Raw genomic sequence first — 21151 nt, 5'->3', positions numbered from 1 at the left:
GTGTGTCGCGTCCCACACTCGGGCTCCGGGGCGAGGCAGATCCAAGACCTGTTCGGCATGACCAACCATCGAGGCGCATGAACATCCAGCAGCTGACCTACCTGGTCGAGACCGCGGAGACGGGCAGCATGACGGCTGCGGCCGCGCAGCTCTACGTCGCTCAACCCGCCCTCAGCCGGGCCGTCCGCGCACTCGAGCGGGAGCTCGGCGTGACCGTCTTCGCACGGTCGGCGCGAGGCGTCAGGGTCACGTCGGAGGGCGAGGTCGTCGTGGCGAAGGCGCGGCGCGTGCTGCGCAGCCTCGCCGTACTGCAGCAGGCCGGGGACGGGACGACGCCGGCGGCGCCGTTCACCATCGCCGCGTCGCCGACGCTCCAGGCCGCGGTCGCGATCCCGATCCTGCGCGCGCTCGACGACCACGGACTCTCCACCTCCTCGCGGCTGCTCGGCACGGGTGGTGCGGCCACGGTCCACGAGCTGGTCCGCAGCGGCCGCGCCGACCTCGGGATCTGCGACCAGACCATCGAGACCGACCTCGCCGTCATCCCGGTCGGCCGGGTCGAGGTCCGCTTCGTGTCGCCGGCCGCGGTCGACCTGCCCGACCCGGTCCCGCTCGCCGACCTGGCCGGGGTACCGCTCGTGCTCCCGACCCTGGGCAGTGACCGGCGCGCAGCGCTCGACGCGTTCTTCGCGGCGCTCGGCATCGAACCCGTCGTGGCCGTCGAGAGCGACGAGCGCAGCGTCTGGATGGAGGCCGTGCTCCACGGGCTCGCGTCGTGCCTGTGGCACAGCCTCGACGGTCGTTGGTTGCCGCCGGGTGCGGTCACGGTCCGAAGCCTCGAACCGGCGCTCTGGCAGGAGGTCTCGGTCGTCCACCGTCCCGGCACCGCCGCGGACGACCCGCGGCTCGAGGTGGTGCGGAGGTTCGCCGAGCTCGTCGCCGTACGCTCGTCGTCGTGCCCGAGCTGAACGCCTTCGACCAGCAGGTCGGCGACCTCGTCCCCGGGTGGGAGTCGCGTCCGGCGCCGGAGCCGGTGGCCCTCGAGGGGAGCTACGTCCGGGTGGTGCCGCTCTCCTCCGCCCACTACTCCGACCTCTTCGCCGCCCTCTGCGGCGCCGAGGACGACCCGCTGTGGACCTACCGGCCGATCGCGAAGCCGACGTCGCTCGCGACGCTGTGGATGCATCTCGCCGAGCTGGTCGACTCACCCGTCGACCTGACGTTCGCCCTGGTCCCGACCGAGGGGGAGCGGGCCGGGAAGGCGAGCGGCATTGCGTCGTACATGCGGATCGAGCCGCGCACCGGGCAGGTCGAGGTCGCCGGGGTGCTCTTCGCGCGGGTGCTCCAGCAGACCCGCGCGGCCACCGAAGCCATCCACCTGCTGATGCGGCATGCGTTCGACGACCTCGGCTACCGCCGGTTCGAGTGGAAGTGCGACAGCCTCAACGAGCCGTCCCGTCGGGCCGCCGCGCGCCTCGGCTTCGTCTACGAGGGCCGCTTCCGCAATCACATGGTCACCCAGGGACGCAGCCGCGACACCGACTGGTTCTCCGTCACCGACAGCGAGTGGCCCGAGGTCGCCGCCGCGCACGCGGCATGGCTGGATCCGGCCAACTTCGACGCCGACGGGCGGCAGCTCACTTCGCTCAGACGGGTGCGCTGACCCGGTCCGCCGCGGCGGCGACCAGCTCGCGCGCGGTGCGGATCCGGCGGAAGTAGGTCGCGCGGCTCAGGAACGTCGTGCGCATGACCTGGTCGTGGGTGGCCGCGGGCTCGAGGTAGCGCTGCTCCAGCAGACGGGCGAGATCGGGCTGGTCGTGGAGGGCCGCCAGCATCGCGCGCCGCACCCAGGTGCGGACCCGGTCGGCCGCGTGCCCGATGTCGTGGCCGAGGGGCGCGCAGGGGAGTCCGGCGAGGCACGCGTCGTCGTGGAAGTCGTCGAGCGCGGCGAGCACCAGGTCGCCCTGGGTGCGCGGCTCGGGCAGGTCGATCCCGTGCTCGGCGGCGATGCTGCGGAAGACCAGGCCCACCAGGCCGCACGGTCCGACGTCGGCGAACCAGGTGCGGACCTCCTCGCCGCCCACGGTGCGCCGCAGCTCGGGCACCTCGACGTAGCCGCAGTCGGTCATGATCGCGCGGTCGCCGTCGGACCACCCGAACTCGTTGACCAGGTCGAAGCGGGGGTTCGGCACCCGGCAGCGGCGCAGCGCGAGGCCGTTGCGGAGCGGGACGACGTTGGGGTCCTCCTCGGCAGCCCCGGGCGCGAGCAGCTGGAACGGGCTGAGCACCACGCGGTCGGCGATGCCCTGCTCCTCGGCCCAGGCGAGGAGCGGTGCGATCAGCTCGGCGCGCGCGTCGTCGGTGCGCACCAGTGCGGCCGCCTCGCTCAGCGGCATCGCGAGCGCCACCGCCAGCAGCCGGCCGTCGGTGTGGCGGACCACCTGGGCGGGGGAGCGCCAGGACTCGGCGGTGGGTGGCTGCAACCAGGGGCGTACGGCGTCGGCAAGGCCGCTGGGCAGCCAGCGCCCGATCTGGTCGGCCTCGTTGGGGCGCACGTCGTCGCCGTACAGGGTCGCCGTCGGCGCCGGGGCCATGCCGGCCCGCAGGCGGGGGTCCTCGCTCAGCCCGGCGAGCTGGTGGAGCGCCCGGGTGTCGCCCGCGCGAGCGCGGTCGCGCAGGTGTGACGCGATCCGCAGCACCAGACCCGGCACCTGCATGCCGTCGTGGCGCACCCGCTCGGCGACCGCATGAGCGACCAGCGGGTGGAGGGTGAGGCCGGAGCCGCTCCGCTCCACGAACGAGTACGACGCCAGTGTGGCCAGGAGGCTCTGCCCATCGCGCTCGGGGAGGACGTCGGTGAGCAGGGCCTCGTCGACCCAGCCGGCGACGGCCGCCACCTCGAGGAGCTCGCCGTCGAGCTGGTCGAGCGCGAGGCCGGACACCTGGCCCACCAGGTCGCCCGCGGTCGCCGCGAGGACCGCGCCACCGGGCTCGATCGCAGCGGCTCCGTGCTCCACCCACGCGGCTGCGCCGAGCACCAGCGCGAGCGGGAGCCCGCAGGCCCAGGCGGTGATGACCGCGCAGGCCTCGGGGTCGGTCACGCCGTGCCGGCGCAGGACCTCCTCGGACACCTCGGTGTCGAGCGCGGGCATCCGGAGCGACGCGACGAGCGGGGTCAGCTCGGTCGGCACCCAGCCCTCGGGGTGGGTCGGAGCAGCGGTGACGACCCGGGTCGAGCCGGGCAGGGATGCCAGCACCCGGCCGAGCGCCTGGGCGCGCGCGCCGAGGTGGCCCAGCTCGTCGATGAGGATCAACAGCTCGCGGTCGGGCAGGTCTCCCAGCAGGTCGGTGAGCCGCACCCCGGCAGCGGTCATGTGCCGGCCGTCGAGCGCGACGACGTGGTAGCCGAGCCGCTCTCCGCGGCGCGCGGCCTCGCGCAGCGCGGCGCTCTTGCCCGAACCGCCGGACCCGCTCAGCAGGAGCAGTCGGGAGTCGCCCACGTCGTCGAGGAGCTGGTCGAGGCGCCGGTCGAGCGCATCCGGACACACGTAGCGCCGCTCGTCGACGGTGCCGGCAAGGGTCGCCAGGTCCGCGGCCTGGTCCGAGGAACCGGCCGTGCGACGGTGCGCGAGGTGCTGCAAGGAGCCCACGGGGCCCAGCGTGGCGGACACGTCTTTGAGTTTTCTTCGAGTCGGCCGATTCGAAACCATCCCGTGGGAGGGTTTAACTATGAGCCGGCCGGAGTCGACCGCTGGCGAGATGCTCGCCGAGGTCGTCCGCGACCTCGTCGCGCGGCTGGATGCGAAGGTCCCCGCTGCGCTCGCGGACGAGCCGGACGGGGTCCATCAGCTGCGCACCGCGGTCCGTCGGTTGCGCAACGTGCTGGCCGCTTTCGCGCCCCATCTCGAGCCCCGGTCGGTCGGTCCGCTCCGCGCCGGGCTGGCCGACTACGGCGAGCGCCTGGGGCGGGCGCGAGACCTGGAGGTGCGCGCGGACTGGTGCGCGAAGGTGGCCGAGGAGGTAGGTCTCGGCGATGCGCTGACCGCGGCGATGGTGACCCCGCTGCGTGCCGACCACGACGTCGCCCACGCGGACCTGGTGGCGTGGGCGCGGTCGCCCGAGGCCGGCGCGCTGCACGCGTCGCTCCTCGGCTGGGCCAACGATCCGACCCTCGCCGCGCGCGGCAGCGCTCAGCCAGCCTCGGTCGTGGCTCGGGAGGTGCTCGCCGCGCAGGTGGAGCGGGTGCTCGCCCACGCCGACGGCTACGAGTCCGACGAGGAAGCCGCGCACTCGCTGCGCAGGGCCGGCCGCCGGCTGCGGCACACCTCCGACGCCCTGACCACCCCGCCGGCCGCGGTGCTGGGGGAGGACGCGGTCACGGCGGGCGAGCTCGGCGCGCGCATCCAGGCGCTGCTGGGCGATCATCGCGACGCGCTGCTGCTGGCCGACCACGTGCGCCGGTCGGTCGGCGACGCCCAGGCTCGGTCGTCGTACGCCCCGCTCGTCGAGGCGGCCGAGCGCATCGCCGCCGAGGCGATCGACGCGGTGCCGGCCGTGCTCGCCGAGCTCGCGGCGCTGTCGGAAGGCCGTGGCAAGGTGGCGGGATGGACCAGCGGATCAGCTTCGTGACGCTCGCCGTGGCCGACATCGACGCCACGCGGAGGTTCTACGTCGACGGGTTGGGCTGGCGTCCCGAGCTCGACGTGCCGGGCGAGGTGATCATGTTCAAGGCCGGCGAGCACCTGGTGCTGTCGCTGTGGGACCGCGCGCACTTCGCCGAGGAGGTCGGTGAGCCGACGATGCCGTCGCCGAGTGCCATAGCGCCGATCACGATCGCCCACAACCTCGCCACCAAGGAAGCCGTCGACGCCGTGCTGTCCACCGCGCGGAGAGCCGGCGCCGACCCCGTCCACGACGCGGTCGAGCGCGACTGGGGCGGCTACACCGGCTACTTCGGCGACCCCGACGGCTATCGCTGGGAGATCGCCTACAACCCGGGTGACATCGGACAGCTGGTCCTACCCGACTGAGGCCCCGCGGGTGCACAATCCCGGTGTGACGATCTCGGGTCCGTGCATCCCACCGACCGCAGAAGTGGTCTACCGCCTCTTGGTCCGCAACGGACCGATGACGCCGGAGGAGCTCGGCGCCGCGGGCGCCGAGGGCGACGTCAAGGCGTCGGTCCAGGCGCTCGAGGAGGTCGCGCTCGTCGACTGGCTCGACGGCAAGGCCGTGCCGCGCCCGCCGTTCCCCGCCCTGGAGGCGATCGCCGCGCGGCGAGCCCGAGAAGCGGCCGAGGCGCGTGACCTCGCTGAGTCGCTGTCCGACCTGTGGAGCGAGCACGCGCGCAGGGAGTCCTACCTGGAGTTCCTCGAGACCGAGGACGCCTGCCAGGAGGCGCAGAAGGTGTTGCTCGATGGTGCGGTCGACGAAGTCTGCGCGCTGAGCATCGGCCCGGTCGGCGATGCGGCTTCGCGGCCGACGCCGACCGTCGTGCCGGGCTTCTTCGAGTCGATCGGACGCGGGGTCCGCTACCGGGTCGTCTACGGCGTCTCGGTGCTGCGGGAGCCGCTGGCCCTCGCCGCGGCCCGCACCTGCATGGAGGCGGGGGAGCAGGCGAGGGTCTGTCCCGACGTACCGGTCAACCTGACGATCGCGGACCGCAAGCTCGCGCTCGTGTCGGTGCCCGGCGGGTCGCAGCGGCGGCGCGACGTGATCGTCGTACGTCCCTCGGGCCTGCTCGACGTCCTCGTGTCGATCTTCGAGTCCCACTGGCGGATCGGGACGCCCCTCAGGACCGATCCCGGCTCGCTCGCGGGGGAGCCGGACGAGGGCTGGCGCGACCTGCTGAGCCTTCTGGCAGCGGGGCTGACCGACGACGCGATCGCCCGCGAGCTCGGGGTGAGCGAGCGCACCGTCGGGCGTCGGGTCGCCCGGCTCGAGGAGATCCTCGGCGCGGCGAGCCGCTTCCAGCTCGGCCTCCAGGCCGCTCGCCACGGCTGGCTCTGACCCCGGGCGAGGGTTCCCGCCCGGCGCGGCCAGTTCTGGACAGTGTCCGGATCCGGCCAGCGCAGCTGATTGACCCGCTTCCTCCGGCGCGACCAGCATCGCTGTTGCTCTCCGATCTCGGGAGCCGATGGCGGCAACGGTGCCGTCATCCACAAATAGGGAGCCCCACACATGAGCCGTCCTGTCCTTGGTGGCCTGGTCGCCGCCGTACTAGCCGCATCAGCAACAGTCGGAGGCCTGCAACCCAGTGCCGACGCTGTTGCTGACAGCGCACCCTCGGTCTTCAGCGCGAAGCCGCACCGCAACCCCGCCCAGGAGCGAGCGCACCAGCTCGACCAGGCGCGGGCGCAGGCCGACGCGGTCCGCACCTCGCTCGGTCTGTCCTCGGAGCAGACGCTGGTCGTCAAGGACGTCGTGCGCGACCCGAGCGGCGCCACGCACGTGCGCTACGACCGCACCTTCCGCGGGCTGCCCGTCATCGGCGGCGACCTGGTCGTCCACTTCAGCCCGGCGGGCAAGCGGGTGGGTGCGACCTGGAACGCCGACAAGTCCATCTCCGTCCGGTCGCTGCAGCCGTCGGTCTCGCGCTCGACGGCCGGCAAGAAGGCCGCGACGGACTTCCGCCAGCAAGAGGCCACGAAGTCCGACCAGAGCAGCCGTCTCGTCGTCTTCTCCGACGGCTCGCGTCAGGTGCTCGCCTACGACGTGCTGACCGAGGGCGTCCGCGACGACAAGGTGCCGTCGCGGCTGCACACGATCATCGACGCGCGCAGCGGCAAGGTGCTCTCCTCCTTCGACGAGATCCAAACCGGCGACGGCCACGGCATCTACGTCGGCGACGTCACGATCGGCACCCAGGCGCACACCGGCGGTGGCTACGAGATCCGCGACAGCCACGGCAACTACGCCACCGACGTGCACAACCAGGGTGACCCCAACACGGGGCAGGGCCCGGCGGGCGACATCTTCGTCGACTCCGACAACGTGTGGGGCAACGGCAGCTACACCGACCGGGCGTCGGCCGCGGTCGACGCGCAGTACGGCGCCGAGAAGACCTACGACTACTACAACACCGTGCTCGGCCGCGCCGGCATCTGGAACAACGGCACCGGCGCCCGCTCGCGCGTCCATTTCGCCAACGCGATGCAGAACGCGTTCTGGGACGGCACCCAGATGTCCTACGGCGACGGGGCGGGCAACGCCGCGCCGTTGACCGAGCTCGACGTGGCCGGTCACGAGATGTCGCACGGCGTCACGGAGAACACCGCCGGACTGGTCTACAGCGGTGACGCCGGCGGTCTCAACGAGGCGACCTCCGACATCTTCGGCACGGCCGTGGAGTTCTACGCCAACAACTCCGCCGACGTGCCCGACTACCTGATCGGCGAAGAGATCGACCTCCGCGGCAACGGCACGCCGCTGCGCTACATGGACAAGCCGTCGAAGGACGGCGCGTCACGCGACTGCTGGTCCTCGACCCTCGGCAACCTCGACCCGCACTACTCCTCGGGCCCGCTGAACCACTGGTTCTACCTGGCCTCGGAGGGTTCGGGCGCCAAGACGATCAACGGTGTCTCCTACAACAGCCCGACCTGCAACAGCTCGACGGTCACGGGCGTCGGTCGCGCCAAGGTCGAGAAGATCTGGTACCGCGCCCTGTCGGTCTACCTGACCTCCAACAGCAACTACGCGGCGGCGCGCAACGCTGCGATCAAGGCGGCCAACGACCTCTACGCGAGCGACCCGACGGTCTGCCAGGGCATCGCTGCTGCCTTCAGCGCGATCTCGGTCGCGGCCGGCACGGCGACGTGCTCGGGTGGTCAGACGGGCAGCCCGACGGTCACCAACCCCGGCAACAAGACGGCGACTGTCGGGACTGCCATCTCCAACGTGACGCTGAGCGCCACGGGTGGCACCTCGCCCTACACCTGGACCGCCACGGGCCTGCCCGCCGGCCTCACGGTGAGCAGCGGCGGGGTCATCTCCGGTACGCCGACCACGGCCGGGACCTCCTCGGTCACGGTGACCGCCAAGGACGCTGCCAACAAGACCGGTAGCGCGACCTTCACCTGGACGGTCAACCCGGCCGGTGGCGGGGGCGGCTGCTCGGGCGTCCTCAACTACAGCGGCACGCTGGCCTCGGGCGCCTCCACCACGTTGTCGACCTTCTCCGACTCCGACGGGGGCGTCCTCAAGGTCTGCCTCGACGGGCCGACCGGTGCCGACTTCGACGTCTACCTGCAGAAGCAGGGGGTGTTCGGCTGGTCGACCGTCGCGCAGGGCATCAGCTCGTCGCCGGACGAGTCCTTCACCTACAACAACACGGCCGGCACCTTCCGGCTCAAGGTGACGGCCTACTCGGGATCGGGCAGCTTCACCGCCTCGGTCTCGGAGTGATCTGACGCAGTGATCTAGAGACGTGCGGGGTGGTCGGCGCTCGGGCCGACCACCCCGCACGGGCGTTCCGGCGGACCCGCCAAACGTGAGACGCCGATCCCGCCATTTGGGACGGGTGGCAGGCTGGGTGCGCGGCACTCGGTGTGACGGCGTACTCTGTGCGCATGCGCAAGGACCTCATTCTCGTACGCACCGGGCGCGCCGGCTGATTCAGCGCTGCGCGTCCACCCCTCGTTGCCTCGCAACAGAGGGGTTTTTTGTTGAGTACGGGATCAAGAGAGCTAAGGAACGAGTCGGATGAGCGAGCAGCAGCAGGGCGGGGCCACCGTCACCGGAGCAGAGAGCCTGGTGAAGTCCCTGGAAGCAGCGGGTGTCACTGACATCTTCGGCATCCCCGGCGGCGCGATCCTGCCCGCCTACGACCCACTGATGGACAGCCCCATCCGCCACATCCTGGTGCGCCACGAGCAGGGTGCCGGCCACGCGGCGCAGGGCTACGCCGCGGCGTCGGGCCGGGTCGGCGTCTGCATGGCGACGTCCGGGCCGGGAGCGACCAACCTGGTGACGCCGATCGCCGACGCCCACATGGACTCGGTGCCGATGGTGGCCGTGACCGGGCAGGTGCCCGCCGCGGCGATCGGCAGCGACGCTTTCCAAGAGGCCGACATCCGCGGCATCACGATGCCGATCACCAAGCACAACTTCCTGGTCACCGACCCCGCCGAGATCCCGCGCACCATCGCCGAGGCGTTCCACCTGGCCTCGACCGGTCGTCCCGGTCCGGTGCTCGTCGACGTCGCCAAGTCGGCGCTGCAGGCGATGACGACCTTCACCTGGCCGACCGAGATCCACCTGCCCGGCTACCGCCCGGTGACCCGCCCGCACGCCAAGCAGATCCGCGAGGCGGCCCGGCTGATCCTCGACGCCCGCCGGCCGGTCCTCTACGTCGGCGGCGGCACCATCCGCTCCGGCGCGTCCAAGGAGCTGCTGACCATCGCGGAGCTGACCGGAATGCCGGTCGTCACCACGCTCATGGCCCGCGGCGCGTTCCCCGACAGCCACCCGCAGCACCTCGGCATGCCCGGCATGCACGGCACGGTGGCCGCGGTCGCCGGCCTGCAGAAGAGCGACCTGATCATCAGCCTCGGCGCGCGTTTCGACGACCGGGTGACCGGCCTGCTCGACTCGTTCGCTCCCGGCGCCAAGGTGATCCACGCCGACATCGACCCGGCCGAGATCGGCAAGAACCGCCACGCCGACGTCCCGATCGTGGGCGACGTCCGTGAGGTCCTGATCGACCTCATCACGACGCTGCGCACCGAGGCCGACGCCGGCAACACCGGTGACTACGAGGCCTGGGTGCAGTTCCTCGCCGGGGTCAAGGCGAAGTACCCGGTCGGCTACGACAAGCCGGCCGACGGTGGCCTCGCTCCGCAGTATGTCCTCGAGCGGCTGGGTGCGATGGCTCCCGACGCCATCTACACCGCGGGCGTCGGCCAGCACCAGATGTGGGCCGCGCACTACGTGAAGTACGAGCGCCCCAACACCTGGATCAACTCCGGCGGTCTCGGCACCATGGGCTTCGCCGTGCCGGCCGCGATGGGCGCGAAGGTCGCCATGCCCGACTCGGTCGTGTGGGCGGTCGACGGAGACGGCTGTTTCCAGATGACCAACCAGGAGCTGGCCACCTGCGCGATCAACAACATCCCGATCAAGGTCGCGATCATCAACAACGAGTCGCTCGGCATGGTGCGGCAGTGGCAGACGCTGTTCTACAACTCGCGCTATTCGAATACGGACCTGCACACGGGCCCTGAGGTGCGGATCCCGGACTTCGTGAAGCTCGCCGACGCCTACGGCTGCGTGGGTCTGGCGTGCGAGAGCCCCGACGACGTCGACGCGACGATCGCCAAGGCGATGGAGATCAACGACGTCCCGGTCGTGGTCGACTTCCGGGTCCACCGTGACGCGATGGTGTGGCCGATGGTCGCCGCCGGCACGAGCAACGACGACATCAAGTACGCGCGGGACCTGGCTCCCCAGTTCGACGAGGACGAGCTCTGATGGCCCACCACACCCTGTCGGTTCTCGTCGAGAACAAGCCCGGCGTCCTCGCGCGCATCGCGGCGCTCTTCAGCCGCCGCGGCTTCAACATCGAGTCGCTCGCGGTCGGACCGACCGAGCACGACGAGATCTCGCGGATGACCATCGTCGTCAACGTCGACGACAGCCCGCTCGAGCAGGTGACCAAGCAGCTCAACAAGCTGGTCGAGGTCATCAAGATCGTCGAGCTCGACTCGACCGCGGCCGTCCAGCGTGAGCTGGTCCTGGTCAAGGTCGGCGCCACCCCCGAGACCCGCGGCCAGGTCCTCGACGCCGTCGAGCTCTTCCGCGCCAAGGTCGTCGACGTCACCACCGATGCCGTGACCATCCAGGCGATCGGCAACGCCGGCAAGATCGCCGACTTCCTGCGGGTCGTGGAGCCTTTCGGCATCCGCGAGCTCGTGCAGTCCGGTGTCATCGCCATCGGCCGCGGACCGCGGTCGATCTCCGAGCGCGGCAAGCCTGTCGCCGTACCTGTGCCGCCTGCGGCCAACGCCTGAACAACGTCAACAGCAACAGAGGTTTCGAGGCTCGCTTCGCTCGCACCTCAACCACCGATAACTAAGGAGAAGCCCCCAGTGGCTGAGATCTACTACGACGACGACGCCGACCTCTCGCTCATCCAGGGCAAGAACGTGGCCGTCATCGGCTACGGCAGCCAGGGCCACGCCCACGCGCTGAACCTCCGCGACTCCGGTGTCGACGTCCGCGTCGGCCTGCGCCCCGGCTCGGCGAGCATCGCCAAGGCCGAGGACCAGGGCCTCAAGGTGCTGCCGGTCGCCGAGGCGGTCGAGGAGGCCGACGTCATCGTCATCCTCGCGCCCGACCAGTACCAGCGCACCATCTACGCCGAGGAGATCGCGCCGCACATCGCCGCGGGCGACACCCTCGTCTTCGGCCACGGCTTCAACATCCGCTTCGGCTACATCAAGGCGCCCGAGGGCGTCGACGTGATCATGGTCGCCCCGAAGGCGCCGGGCCACACGGTGCGTCGTGAGTACGTCGCCGGTCGCGGCATCCCGGACATCATCGCGGTCGAGCAGGACGCCTCCGGCTCCGCGTGGGACCTCGCCAAGTCCTACGCCAAGGCCATCGGTGGCACGCGTGCGGGCGTCATCAAGACGACCTTCACCGAGGAGACCGAGACCGACCTGTTCGGCGAGCAGGCCGTCCTCTGCGGCGGTGTCTCCCACCTGGTCCAGGCGGGCTTCGAGGTCCTCTCCGAGGCCGGCTACCAGCCGGAGATCGCCTACTTCGAGGTGCTCCACGAGCTCAAGCTCATCGTCGACCTGATGTGGGAGGGCGGCATCGCCAAGCAGCGCTGGTCGGTCTCCGACACCGCTGAGTACGGCGACTACGTCTCCGGCCCGCGGGTCATCGACGCCAACGTGAAGGCCTCGATGCAGGCCGTCCTGGCCGACATCCAGAGCGGTGCGTTCGCCGAGCGCTTCATCGCCGACCAGGACAACGGTGGCGCCGAGTTCCTCAAGCTCCGCGAGGAGGAGGCGGCTCACTCGATCGAGGCGACCGGCAAGGCGCTGCGCTCGCACTTCGCGTGGAAGCAGCAGGACGCCGACTACACCGAGGGCTCTGCCGCGCGCTGACCCCTCGCCCCGCTAACGTCATACGGCTCGCACCTTCCGAGGTGCGAGCCGTATGACGTTGTCGCCCGATTGGCCTAGAACCTGTTCTAGTATTCGGGTCATGGACCTTGTGGCGATCGAAGAGATCAAGCGGCTCAAGCACCGTTACTTCCGCACCCTCGACCTGAAGATGTGGGACGAGTTCGGTGACTGCCTCGCCGAGGACATCGACGCGAAGTACGGCACCCAGGCGATGAAGGAGCCGCTGCACTTCGACTCCCGTGCAGCGGTGGTCGACTACATGTCGGCGAACCTGGGGCCGGGCATCATCACGACCCACATCGCCAACCACCCGGAGATCGACGTCGACGGCGAGGCCGCGACGGGCTCGTGGGCCTTCGAGGACACCGTGATCGTTCCGGACTTCAAGGTCGTCGTGCGGGGGAGTGGCTACTACGAGGAGCGCTATCGCCGTGATGGCGACGGTCGCTGGCGGATCGCCGCGACGCACTACCAGCGCATCTACGAGGCGGTGACCTCGCTCGACGACACGCCGAGCTTCAAGCTCATCGCCAACCGCTGGGATCCCAGCCTGGCGCACTGACGCGCCAGGCGGTGGCGGCGATCAGCCGGCCAGTTGCCCCCACAGAGCAGCCGCCCCGACGCCGATGCCGGACCAGAACGCGAGGAGCAGCACGAAGATCGTGGCCCAGGCGGTGACGACGTCCGCCTGCCAACCAAGCGACGTGGGTCGGCTAGGCGCAAAGGGAGCGGTCGCGATCACTGGTTTCCTCGATTCGTGTCGACTCTTCAGCTGAGTTACCCCCAATCTGCCCGGGGATAACCCTTCTGCACATCAAGCGGTGATCCACACCGCCTAGTCCTTTCGGACCAGACGGTGTGGAACCTGAGGGATTACTTGACAGGGATTACTTGACCTCGGATCGCATGACCAGACGCAAGCCCACCAGCAGGGGCAGCAGGATCCAGATCACGGCCGTCACACCGAGCTGCGTCCACTCCTGGCCGGTCAGCGTCGAGTCGAACAGCAGGAAGCGGGTTCCGTTGACGTCGAACCATGCGTTGTTGTCGAGCCACCACTGCTGGGCCGACGCGAGCGCCTCGGAGATCCCCGGCAGGACGAGCGCCCAGACGAAGTAGCCGACGATCCCGGCGGGGGAACTGCGGAACAGGAGGCCGAGGGCGAAACCGAACAGCATGCCCATCTCGTTGGCGAGCACGATCTGGCTGAACTGCCAGACAGGGATGTCCCAGACCGCGGCGTTGCCGGTGATCGCGGAGGTGACCAGGTTGCCGAGTGCGCCGACGCCGAGGGCGATGACCATCGAGACCGCGCCGATCGCGAGCGTGTTCACGAGCTTGGCGCCGATGACGCGCCCACGGCTCGGTACGAGGGTGAACGTCGTCAGCGCGGTGCGCTGGCTCCACTCACTGGTCACCGCCAGCACGCCGACGATGGGCAGGATGATCGACATCGGGCTGCCGACCGCAGCGGCGAACGAGTCGAACGTCAGGTCCTCGCGGTCGCTGAGCAGCACGGTGAGCACGGTCGCGACGGCCGACGTGATCACGATGCTCGCCATCAGCCAGAACCCTGACCGGGTGTCGAACATCTTGCGCAGCTCGACGCCCAGGATCCGGGTGAACGGGATCGGCGCGGGGATCGCGCGAGCGGGACGCTGGGTCGCGGGAGCGACGGGGGCAGGGGTGATGGTCGCGGTGCTCATGCTGCTGTTCCTTCGGTGTGGACGTGGGCGTCGCGCTGACTCTCGGCGGTGAGCTCGAGGAACATCTCCTCCAGGCCCGCGCCGTCGGCGGTCCGGAGCTCGGTGAGGGCGATACCGGCCGCGAAGGCGGTCCGGCCGACGGTCGGGAGGTCGGCGTCGGCGAAGACGGCGCCGTCAGCGACCGAGGTGACGATGCCGGCGACTTCGAGGGCGCGGGCGAGGGTGGCGGCGTCAGCCGCGCGGGCCAGCGTGCCGGTCGACGCGAGCAGCTCCTGCTTGGTGCCGCCGGCCACGATCCGGCCGTTGCCGATGACGATGATGTCGTCGGCGATGACCTCTATCTCGTGGAGCAGATGGCTCGAGAGCAGCACGGTGCCGCCCTGGTCGGCGAACTCGCGGAGCAGGTCGCGCATCCAGCGGATGCCGGCCGGGTCGAGACCGTTGGCCGGCTCGTCGAGGATCAGCACCTCGGGGTCGCCGAGGAGCGCGGTCGCGATGCCGAGCCGCTGGCGCATGCCGAGGGAGTAGTTGCGGACCCGGCGGCCCGACTCCTCCTCGGTCAGGCTGACACGCTGGAGCATGTCCGCGACGCGGCCCTTCGGCAGGCCCATCGTGCGCGCGGCGATGGTCAGGATCTCTCGACCGGTGCGGCCGGCGTGCTGCGCGGAGGCGTCGAGCAGGACACCCACCTCGCGGCCCGGGTTGGGGAGCGCGGCGAACGGGCGACCCAGCACGTGCACGTGGCCCGAGGTCGGCTCGGTGAGCCCGACCATGACCCGCATGGTGGTGGACTTGCCGGCGCCGTTGGGGCCCAGGAAGCCGGTGACCCGGCCCGGCTGCGCGGTGAACGACACCTCGTCGACGGCGGTGAAGGCGCCGTACCTCTTGGTCAGGGAATCGATCGTGATCATGGCCGTCAGCCTTCCGTCTCACCCCGTGCGTGCGCGTCGGGCAGACCCCCGGAAGCACCCCTGACCCGACCCTGAGCCGGCTCGGGGGAGGCCTGAGCGCCGGGTCAGGGTCGGTGCGACCGGGTAGCGACCGTCTCGCGACCACGCCGCGCCAACGTGGTGATCCCGAATCAGCGCGAAACAGGAGTCATCGATGGTCGTCCAGCCCTATGTTGACCGCGTGGAGTTCCAGGTGCTGGGGCCTCTCCGCGTGCTCACCCCGGAAGGCCCGGTCGAGATCCGTGGTGCCAAGGAGCGCCTGCTCCTCGGTCACCTGATCGCTCGCGCGGGCAAGGTCGTCGCGTCGTCCGAGCTCGTCGATGGCCTGTGGGGAGACGATCCGCCGCGGACGGCGGCCAAGTCCCTCCAGACCTACGTGCTGCGATTGCGCAACGCCTTGGAGCCGGACCGGGCCGGCGAGCCATCCCTCCTCGTCACGGAGGGACAGGGCTATCGGTTGGCGATCCATTCCGTCCAGGTCGACGCCGACCGCTTCACGCGGTTGCTCGCTGCGGCCCGTGACGGCAGTGCGCACGAGCGGCTGGAGCGGCTGGGCGAGGCGCTCGGGCTGTGGCGCGGGACCGCCTACGCCGACCTCGCTGCTGACCCGGTGCTGGCCGGGGAGAGCACGCGTCTCGAGGCGCTGCGATGGAGCGCGGTCGAGGACAAGCTCGACCTGGAGCTGCGGGCCGGCTTGATCGGTACGGCGGTCGCCGACCTGGAGCGGTGGGTGCTCGAGGCTCCTGAGCGGGAGCGGCTGTGGGCGCTGCTCATGCACGGCCTGTTCCTCCAGGGACGCCAAGCCGACGCGCTGGCGGCCTACGAGCGGGCGCGCCAGTGGCTCGCCGAGGAGATCGGGGTCGACCCGAGCGCCGAGCTGCGTCAGATGCACGCGCGGGTGCTCGCGCAGGACCCCGCGCTGGCCCCGCGGGATCGGGCTGCGGCGACGGCGGCGGTGAGCGCTGCCGTCGACGAGGCTGACCGGTCGCGCACGGATCTTCGCGACGCCCAGACGCGGATCGCCACCGGCATCCTCGACCTGCGCCAAGCAGCCTCCGCGGTGCCGCCGCCGGCGGACCGGTCGCCGTGGCCTGGTCTCAACGCCTACGACGTGGACGACGGGCCGTGGTTCGCCGGCCGAGAACGACTGGTCGCGGAGCTGCTCGCCCGCACGGCGGGGACGCGCTGTCTCGCGGTCGTCGGCGCCTCGGGTAGCGGCAAGTCCTCGGCGGTCCGCGCCGGGCTGGTGGCCGGTCTGGCGGACGGCCAACTGCCGGGAAGCGCGGCCTGGGAGACGGTGGTGCTGCGACCCGGGCAGCACCCGATGCGCGAGCTGACCCGGCACTTCCTCAGTCGCCAGCGCGCCGAGCTGGGCGCCGTCCTCGAGCGCCTCGTCCGCGCACCCGAAGGCACGTCGGACCGCACGATCCTCGTCATCGACCAGTGTGAGGAGGTCTGGACGGCGTGCACCGATGAGGGTGAGCGCGGGACCTTCCTCGACACGCTCGGTGCGCTGGCGGTGGACCCTGACAACGGCATCACGCTCGTGCTCGTGATCCGCGCCGACTACCTCGCCGACCTTGCCGATGCCCGGCCGCTCGCCGCGCTCGTCGAGAACGACACGGTGCTGGTCGGAGCGCCCTCGGTCGACGACGTACGCCGTGCCGTCACGTTGCCCGCGGCTCGGGCAGGCATGACCTTCGACGACGGCCTGGTCGACGCGATCGTTGCCGACGCGGGCGCCGAGCCGGGGCTCCTGCCCTTGCTGTCGACCGCCCTCGCGCAGCTCTGGGAAGAGCGACAGGGCCACCACCTCACGCTCGAGTCCTACGTCCGGTTGGGCGGGCTCGACAGCGCGATCCGGCACCTCGCCGAGACTGCGTACGGCGACCTGGAGCCCACGGCTCAGGAGACCATGCGCGCCGTGCTGCTGCGGCTGGCCGGCCCCGGGGACGCGGACGTGGCGACCCGGCGTCGGGCGTCGGTCGCCGAGCTCGTGAGCCTGCCGCACGCGGAGGTCCCTGCGGTCCTGGATCGGCTCACCGGAGCTCGGCTCGTCACCCGGGACGGTGACGTTGTCGAGGTCGCCCACGAGGCGCTGTTCCGGGAGTGGCCGCGGCTGCGCGACTGGCTCCGTGAGGACGCGGACGGGCGCGCGCTGCGCGTGCGGCTCGCAACGGCTGCGGCTGAGTGGGAGTCGGAGGGTCGGGAGGTGGCGCTGCTGTGGACCGGCAGCCGCCTGGCGGCCGCGGCGGAGATTGCCGATGACGACCTCGAGAGCCTCACTGGTTTGGAGCGCGAGTTCCTCGCCGCGGGCCGGGCCGAGGCGGATGCGGCGCGGATCGCTGCTGAGGAGCGCGCCCGGTCGAAGGCGCGCCAGAATCGTCGCCTCCGCGTGCTGCTGGTCGGCGTCCTGGTGCTTCTCGTGCTCGCCGTCGCGGCGGGTGCAATCGCTCTGAACGCCCGGGATCGCGCCGAGGAGTCGGCGCGCGAGGCCAGCGACGCGGCGGTCGCGGCCGACGCGAAGCGGCTCGCGGCGAGTGCACTGAGCATCGAGTATCCCGATCTCGCGCTGCTGGCCGCCGTCGAGGCGACATCCCTCGAGCAGAGCCCCGAGACCTACGGCGCGTTGCTCACTTTGCTGTCGCGTCAGCCCGAAGTGATCACGCGCTACCGGATCGAGGACCGGTTCCTGCGCAACGCCGCAACCCCGAACGGCCGCGTGGTCGTGCTCAGCGACAACGTCGGCGTCCTGCGCGGACTCGACGGCTCGACCGGCAAGCTGCTCTGGGAGCGCGAAGACCTTGCCGCCGACATCGGGCACGTGGCGATGAGCCCGGACGGGTCCGTGCTCGCTGCGACCTTGTGGGCCGAGCATTCACGTGTCGAGGGCTTCGACCCGGTCACCGGTGACACGCTCTGGCAGCTCCCGTTGGCGCGGGCGCAACGACTCGCGGGTCGGGGCGCGGCGCCGTACCTGTGGAGCTATCTCAGCTGGACCGCCGACCGCCGGCTGGTCTTCGCTTCCGACACCCACCTGTTCGTCGCCGACGTCGACGGCCGTCTGCTCCACGCGGTGCCGTGGGGGCGTCCGATGCGCGAGGTCCCGACGATGTACGTCTGGCCCGACGGCAAGGTCAGCGTGGGCACCGACGACTTCCGCAGCGGGTTCGTCATCGGCCCGGTCACGGGCGGCACCCACGGCAGGACCACCCGGATCGACGGCATCGTCGCCTCGGTCTCACCCGATGGTCGTCGCGCCGTGCTCGGGACGGACACGCCAGAAGGACCGCAGGTCGAGCTGGTTTCAGCCCGCGACTTCACCCCGCTCTCGGGCACCATCGCGCTTGATGCGGGTGTCCTCCTCGATGTCGACTTCTCGCCGGACGGGCGCCGCGTGGCCGTGGCGACCGATGACGAGGACGTGGTGATCCTGGACGGCCGCACCGGTGGCCGGTCCGGGGTGCTGAGCGGCCACAGCGGGAGCGTCCTCAACCTCGCTTGGGCCGGTCCTGGTCACTCCATGCTGTGGACGGCGGGGCGCGATGGAACTGCCGTCGAGTTCGACGTGACCGGTCAGGGCCGCGTGATCCGGACGCAGCCCTCGCCCGATGCCCCGGTCGCCGGCGAGTCCGCAGGGGGTGTGTCGGTGTGGTCGAACTTCGATCCCTACGCCGTCAACCGGGCGTTCCTGAAGACGGCGATCGGTCGGAGCAGGGCGCTCCCGCTCGACGGCCTGGAGGCCTGCCCCTGCCAGGTGACGAGCACCGAGCTGACCCCTGACGGACGGATGGCGCTCGGGGGATACGCATCCTTCCCGCCCGGGGAGCCGCCGCGGGCGGACCTCGGACAGGTCGTCGTCTGGGACACCTCGACCTCGGATGTCGTCGAGGTCGTCCGCACCCCAGCGCCGGTCACCGCGCTCGCGGTCCGACGTGACGGGACGAGCGCTGTCGTCGTGACGGTCGACGGCTGGACGGTCCTGGACCTGACCTCGTTCGAGCTGGGCGATTGGACGGCCTTGGCGCCGATCGACCCGTTCGCGGTCACCGAGGCGACCGCCCGGGCAGAGATTGCTCCTGACGGCACCCGAGCCGCGCTCCTGCGCGACAACGAGGTCCTCCTGGTCGATCTCGCGACGGGGGACGAGCTCGCGTCCCGGTCGCTCGGGGAGGGGGACGACCTGGCGCTCTCCGCAGCCTGGGCCGCCGACTCCTCGACGCTGATCAGCGGATCGCTCTCAGGACGTGTCCATGTGCTCGACGGTTCGTCACTCGAGCCGGTCCGGCCCACTCGCCTCGTCACCGGCGGCTTCGTGATCGACATCGAGGTCAGTGACGACGGCTCGGTGGCTGCGACGATGGGCACCGACGGCGACGTGCTCCTCTGGGACGCCCATGAGTGGGCGCCGTACGGCCTGCCGGTCCTCGACCACGGCGAGTGGGGTTACCTCAGCTTCGAGGGAGACCGCCTCCGCGTCGACCACCAGGAGGGCACCCGCTCCTCAGTGTCGATCGACCCCGCGGAGTGGGTCGAGGCGGCGTGCCAGGCCGCCAACCGCGACCTGACCGAGGAGGAATTCGCGATCCTTCTCGCCGGGGTGGATTACCACCCCACCTGCAGCGCGCGCGACTGAGCGCGACCGGCTCGCGACCAGGTCGCGACCGGTGTGTCGGAGCGTTGGCGGCATCCCATCCCGCCTAAGGAGCTCCCATGAAGAAGAAGCAGCTCACCAAGAGCCGGTCCAGCCTGATCGGTGCAGCCCTGCTCGGTCTGGCCTCGATGCCCGGGACAGCCACCGCCATCGTCCCGGCCGGCACGCAGGAGGCGTCCGGTGCCATTTCGGTCCCTGCCTGCTCCGCACCGCTGATCGACGACTTCTCGGTGGGTACCTACCGTTCGCCCGACCTGGTCGTCGGCACCGACGCGGCGTCCCAGGCCGCCCCCGTGCTGGGAGGACGTCGGACGACGGACTTCACCTCGGGCTTGCGCAACCCCTACGCGATGCCTGCCACCTTGGTGATCCCGGGCGACGGCAAGGCGCCGTTGGTCGCCTCGACCGGCTACCAGGGCAACTCCCGACTTCGGCTTTGGTACGGGTTCGACAAGAATCGTCAACTGGTCCCGCTCAACGCCAACCTGTCCTGCTTCGACCGGTTCCGCGTGCGGATCGCCGGGAGTGACCAGTCCCTGAACATCGTGGTGCAGGTCAAGTCGGGCAGTGCGGTCTCGGTCTACCAGTCGGGCACCAACACCGTGGGCGCGATGCCGGCCGGAGGCACGATCGACTTCAAGCTCTCGACGTTCACCAACGACGACCTGGGTGCTCCGCCGGTCGACTGGAAGGACATCGACCGGATCCTGTTGCAGGTCCAGCCCACGGTGCAGGTGGGCATCGCCCCCTTCGGGTCGATCGACTACGCCATCGCGCGCTTCGACCTCGCTCGCCCGGCCGCCTCGTGACGGCCGCCTCATGACAGCCGCCTCCTGAGCCGCGACGGGTGGGGAACAGATGAGGTTCCCCGCCCGTTGCGCTTCTCGTGCGTATCGACATCTGGTCCGACGTGGTCTGCCCGTGGTGCTCCGTCGGTAAGAAGCGTCTGGAGCGAGCCCTGGCCGACTTCCCCCACCGCGACGAGGTCGAGGTGGTCTACCACTCGTTCCTCCTCGACCCGAGCGCGCCGACCGAGCCGTTCGAGACCGCGCAGCAGATGCTCGCGCGGAAATACGGGCTGTCGCTCGAGGAGGCGGCCGAGAAGCAGAGTGGCGTGATCGCCGTCGCTGCGGAGCTGGGCATGGACTGGAGCCGCCACCACGACTCGCCCCACGTCGACACCGTCGACGCCCACCGGCTGCTGCACCTGGCGCTCGAGGAGGGCAGCCAGGGACAGCAGGGGGTCCTCAAGGACGCATTGCTCCACGCCTACTTCGGCGAGGCGGCCAACCTCGCCTCGCACGACGTCCTGCGGGCCGTCGCCGTCGGCGCTGGCCTGGACGTTGGCCGGGTCGACGAGGTGCTCGCGAGCGAGGACTACGCCGACGCCGTACTCGCAGACATCGCGCAGGCACGCGCGTTCGGCGCCACCGGTGTGCCGTTCTTCGTCGTCGACAACCGCTACGGCGTCTCGGGCGCCCAGCCCTCCGAGGTCTTCGGCCAGCTGCTCGACCAGGTGTGGACCGAGACGCATCCGGTGCTCGCGACGGTCCCCGGCGCCACCGAAGCGGAGGCCTGCGGACCGGACGGCTGCCCGATCTGAGGCAGGCAACTGGCGGGGTTGCGGTGTTCACCCACGGACCGAGGACGCGCCACGTACTGTCGCCGTAGCCGGCCACCAGGGCCGGCCTTCTCGGAAGCGGTGCA

The 21151-nt window shown here is 70.9% G+C and carries 16 protein-coding genes; 13 read left to right on the top strand and 3 right to left on the bottom strand.

All coding sequences use genetic code 11. From position 1 onward, the window contains the following. The first annotated feature begins 77 nt into the window (after window positions 1–77). Together F0U44_RS09010 and F0U44_RS09005 are read left to right on the top strand one after the other, a co-directional pair. Entirely contained in the window at window positions 78–968 is an 891-nt protein-coding gene (locus tag F0U44_RS09010) for a LysR family transcriptional regulator (RefSeq protein WP_149727969.1), read from the top strand. Further along, complete coding sequence (locus F0U44_RS09005) at window positions 956–1663, top strand: GNAT family N-acetyltransferase (RefSeq protein WP_149727968.1); 708 nt, start codon at window positions 956–958, stop codon at window positions 1661–1663. Before F0U44_RS09010 ends, F0U44_RS09005 begins: the two co-directional genes overlap by 13 nt. Here the strand turns inward: F0U44_RS09005 and F0U44_RS09000 are convergent. Then, entirely contained in the window at window positions 1647–3671 is a 2025-nt protein-coding gene (locus F0U44_RS09000; RefSeq protein ID WP_149727967.1) for an amino acid adenylation domain-containing protein, read from the bottom strand. The genes F0U44_RS09005 and F0U44_RS09000 overlap by 17 nt on opposite strands. A 58-nt stretch (window positions 3672–3729) precedes the next feature. Between F0U44_RS09000 and F0U44_RS08995 the strand changes: the two genes are divergently transcribed. The 8 genes from F0U44_RS08995 to F0U44_RS08960 all read left to right on the top strand — a co-directional run bounded on the left by F0U44_RS08995 (window position 3730) and on the right by F0U44_RS08960 (window position 12696). Next, window positions 3730–4629: a CHAD domain-containing protein gene (locus F0U44_RS08995; protein WP_149727966.1), complete on the top strand. Its 900-nt coding sequence runs from the start codon at window positions 3730–3732 to the stop codon at window positions 4627–4629. Next, window positions 4605–5030 carry a VOC family protein gene (locus F0U44_RS08990; RefSeq protein ID WP_149727965.1) on the top strand — a complete coding sequence of 142 codons (426 nt, stop codon included), beginning with the start codon at window positions 4605–4607 and terminating at the stop codon, window positions 5028–5030. The genes F0U44_RS08995 and F0U44_RS08990 overlap by 25 nt, the downstream gene beginning before the upstream one ends. 25 nt (window positions 5031–5055) lie before the next feature. Further along, window positions 5056–6009, top strand: a complete 954-nt coding sequence (locus F0U44_RS08985) for a helix-turn-helix transcriptional regulator (RefSeq protein ID WP_149727964.1) — start codon at window positions 5056–5058, stop codon at window positions 6007–6009. Window positions 6010–6180: 171 nt separating this feature from the next. After that, window positions 6181–8406 carry a M4 family metallopeptidase gene (locus F0U44_RS08980; RefSeq protein WP_149727963.1) on the top strand — a complete coding sequence of 742 codons (2226 nt, stop codon included), beginning with the start codon at window positions 6181–6183 and terminating at the stop codon, window positions 8404–8406. Window positions 8407–8703: 297 nt separating this feature from the next. Next, window positions 8704–10470 (top strand): acetolactate synthase large subunit, encoded by a 1767-nt coding sequence (locus F0U44_RS08975; RefSeq protein WP_149727962.1) that lies wholly within the window; start codon window positions 8704–8706, stop codon window positions 10468–10470. After that, window positions 10470–11009: an acetolactate synthase small subunit gene (gene ilvN / locus F0U44_RS08970; protein WP_149727961.1), complete on the top strand. Its 540-nt coding sequence runs from the start codon at window positions 10470–10472 to the stop codon at window positions 11007–11009. The genes F0U44_RS08975 and ilvN overlap by 1 nt, the downstream gene beginning before the upstream one ends. Window positions 11010–11087: 78 nt before the next feature. Then, the gene (gene ilvC / locus F0U44_RS08965; protein ID WP_149727960.1) at window positions 11088–12113 is read left to right on the top strand and encodes a ketol-acid reductoisomerase; all 1026 of its coding nucleotides are present in this window, start codon (window positions 11088–11090) and stop codon (window positions 12111–12113) included. Between the two features lie 100 nt (window positions 12114–12213). Further along, a complete protein-coding gene (locus tag F0U44_RS08960; RefSeq protein WP_149727959.1) occupies window positions 12214–12696 on the top strand; it encodes a nuclear transport factor 2 family protein in 483 nt (160 codons plus the stop codon). Between the two features lie 325 nt (window positions 12697–13021). Here F0U44_RS08960 and F0U44_RS08955 read toward each other — a convergent pair whose 3' ends face one another. Next, a complete protein-coding gene (locus F0U44_RS08955; RefSeq protein WP_149727958.1) occupies window positions 13022–13840 on the bottom strand; it encodes an ABC-2 transporter permease in 819 nt (272 codons plus the stop codon). Then, complete coding sequence (locus tag F0U44_RS08950) at window positions 13837–14751, bottom strand: ABC transporter ATP-binding protein (RefSeq protein WP_188113402.1); 915 nt, start codon at window positions 14749–14751, stop codon at window positions 13837–13839. Before F0U44_RS08950 ends, F0U44_RS08955 begins: the two co-directional genes overlap by 4 nt. 193 nt (window positions 14752–14944) lie before the next feature. Between F0U44_RS08950 and F0U44_RS08945 the strand changes: the two genes are divergently transcribed. From F0U44_RS08945 to F0U44_RS08935, 3 genes are all read left to right on the top strand, one after another. Then, entirely contained in the window at window positions 14945–19426 is a 4482-nt protein-coding gene (locus tag F0U44_RS08945) for an nSTAND1 domain-containing NTPase (RefSeq protein WP_149727956.1), read from the top strand. 77 nt (window positions 19427–19503) lie between these two features. After that, window positions 19504–20253, top strand: coding sequence for a hypothetical protein (locus F0U44_RS08940; RefSeq protein ID WP_149727955.1), 750 nt, complete (start codon window positions 19504–19506; stop codon window positions 20251–20253). 77 nt (window positions 20254–20330) lie between these two features. After that, window positions 20331–21047, top strand: a complete 717-nt coding sequence (locus F0U44_RS08935; RefSeq protein WP_149727954.1) for a DsbA family oxidoreductase — start codon at window positions 20331–20333, stop codon at window positions 21045–21047. Window positions 21048–21151 lie beyond the last annotated feature (104 nt).

The organism is Nocardioides humilatus (assembly GCF_008373755.1).
GTDB lineage: Bacteria > Actinomycetota > Actinomycetes > Propionibacteriales > Nocardioidaceae > Nocardioides > Nocardioides humilatus.
The sequence above is the reverse complement of the archived record's forward strand: the minus strand, read 5'-3'. Positions and strand labels throughout refer to the sequence as shown.

Coding starts and splice junctions, on each gene's coding strand:
- F0U44_RS08975 (WP_149727962.1), top strand. CDS start 8,704: ATGAGCGAGCAGCAGCAGGGCGGGGCCACCGTCACCGGAGCAGAGAGC.
- F0U44_RS09010 (WP_149727969.1), top strand. CDS start 78: ATGAACATCCAGCAGCTGACCTACCTGGTCGAGACCGCGGAGACGGGC.
- F0U44_RS08990 (WP_149727965.1), top strand. CDS start 4,605: ATGGACCAGCGGATCAGCTTCGTGACGCTCGCCGTGGCCGACATCGAC.
- F0U44_RS08980 (WP_149727963.1), top strand. CDS start 6,181: ATGAGCCGTCCTGTCCTTGGTGGCCTGGTCGCCGCCGTACTAGCCGCA.
- F0U44_RS08955 (WP_149727958.1), bottom strand. CDS start 13,840: ATGAGCACCGCGACCATCACCCCTGCCCCCGTCGCTCCCGCGACCCAG.
- F0U44_RS08940 (WP_149727955.1), top strand. CDS start 19,504: ATGAAGAAGAAGCAGCTCACCAAGAGCCGGTCCAGCCTGATCGGTGCA.
- ilvN (WP_149727961.1), top strand. CDS start 10,470: ATGGCCCACCACACCCTGTCGGTTCTCGTCGAGAACAAGCCCGGCGTC.
- F0U44_RS08945 (WP_149727956.1), top strand. CDS start 14,945: ATGGTCGTCCAGCCCTATGTTGACCGCGTGGAGTTCCAGGTGCTGGGG.
- F0U44_RS08950 (WP_188113402.1), bottom strand. CDS start 14,751: ATGATCACGATCGATTCCCTGACCAAGAGGTACGGCGCCTTCACCGCC.
- F0U44_RS08995 (WP_149727966.1), top strand. CDS start 3,730: ATGAGCCGGCCGGAGTCGACCGCTGGCGAGATGCTCGCCGAGGTCGTC.
- F0U44_RS08960 (WP_149727959.1), top strand. CDS start 12,214: ATGGACCTTGTGGCGATCGAAGAGATCAAGCGGCTCAAGCACCGTTAC.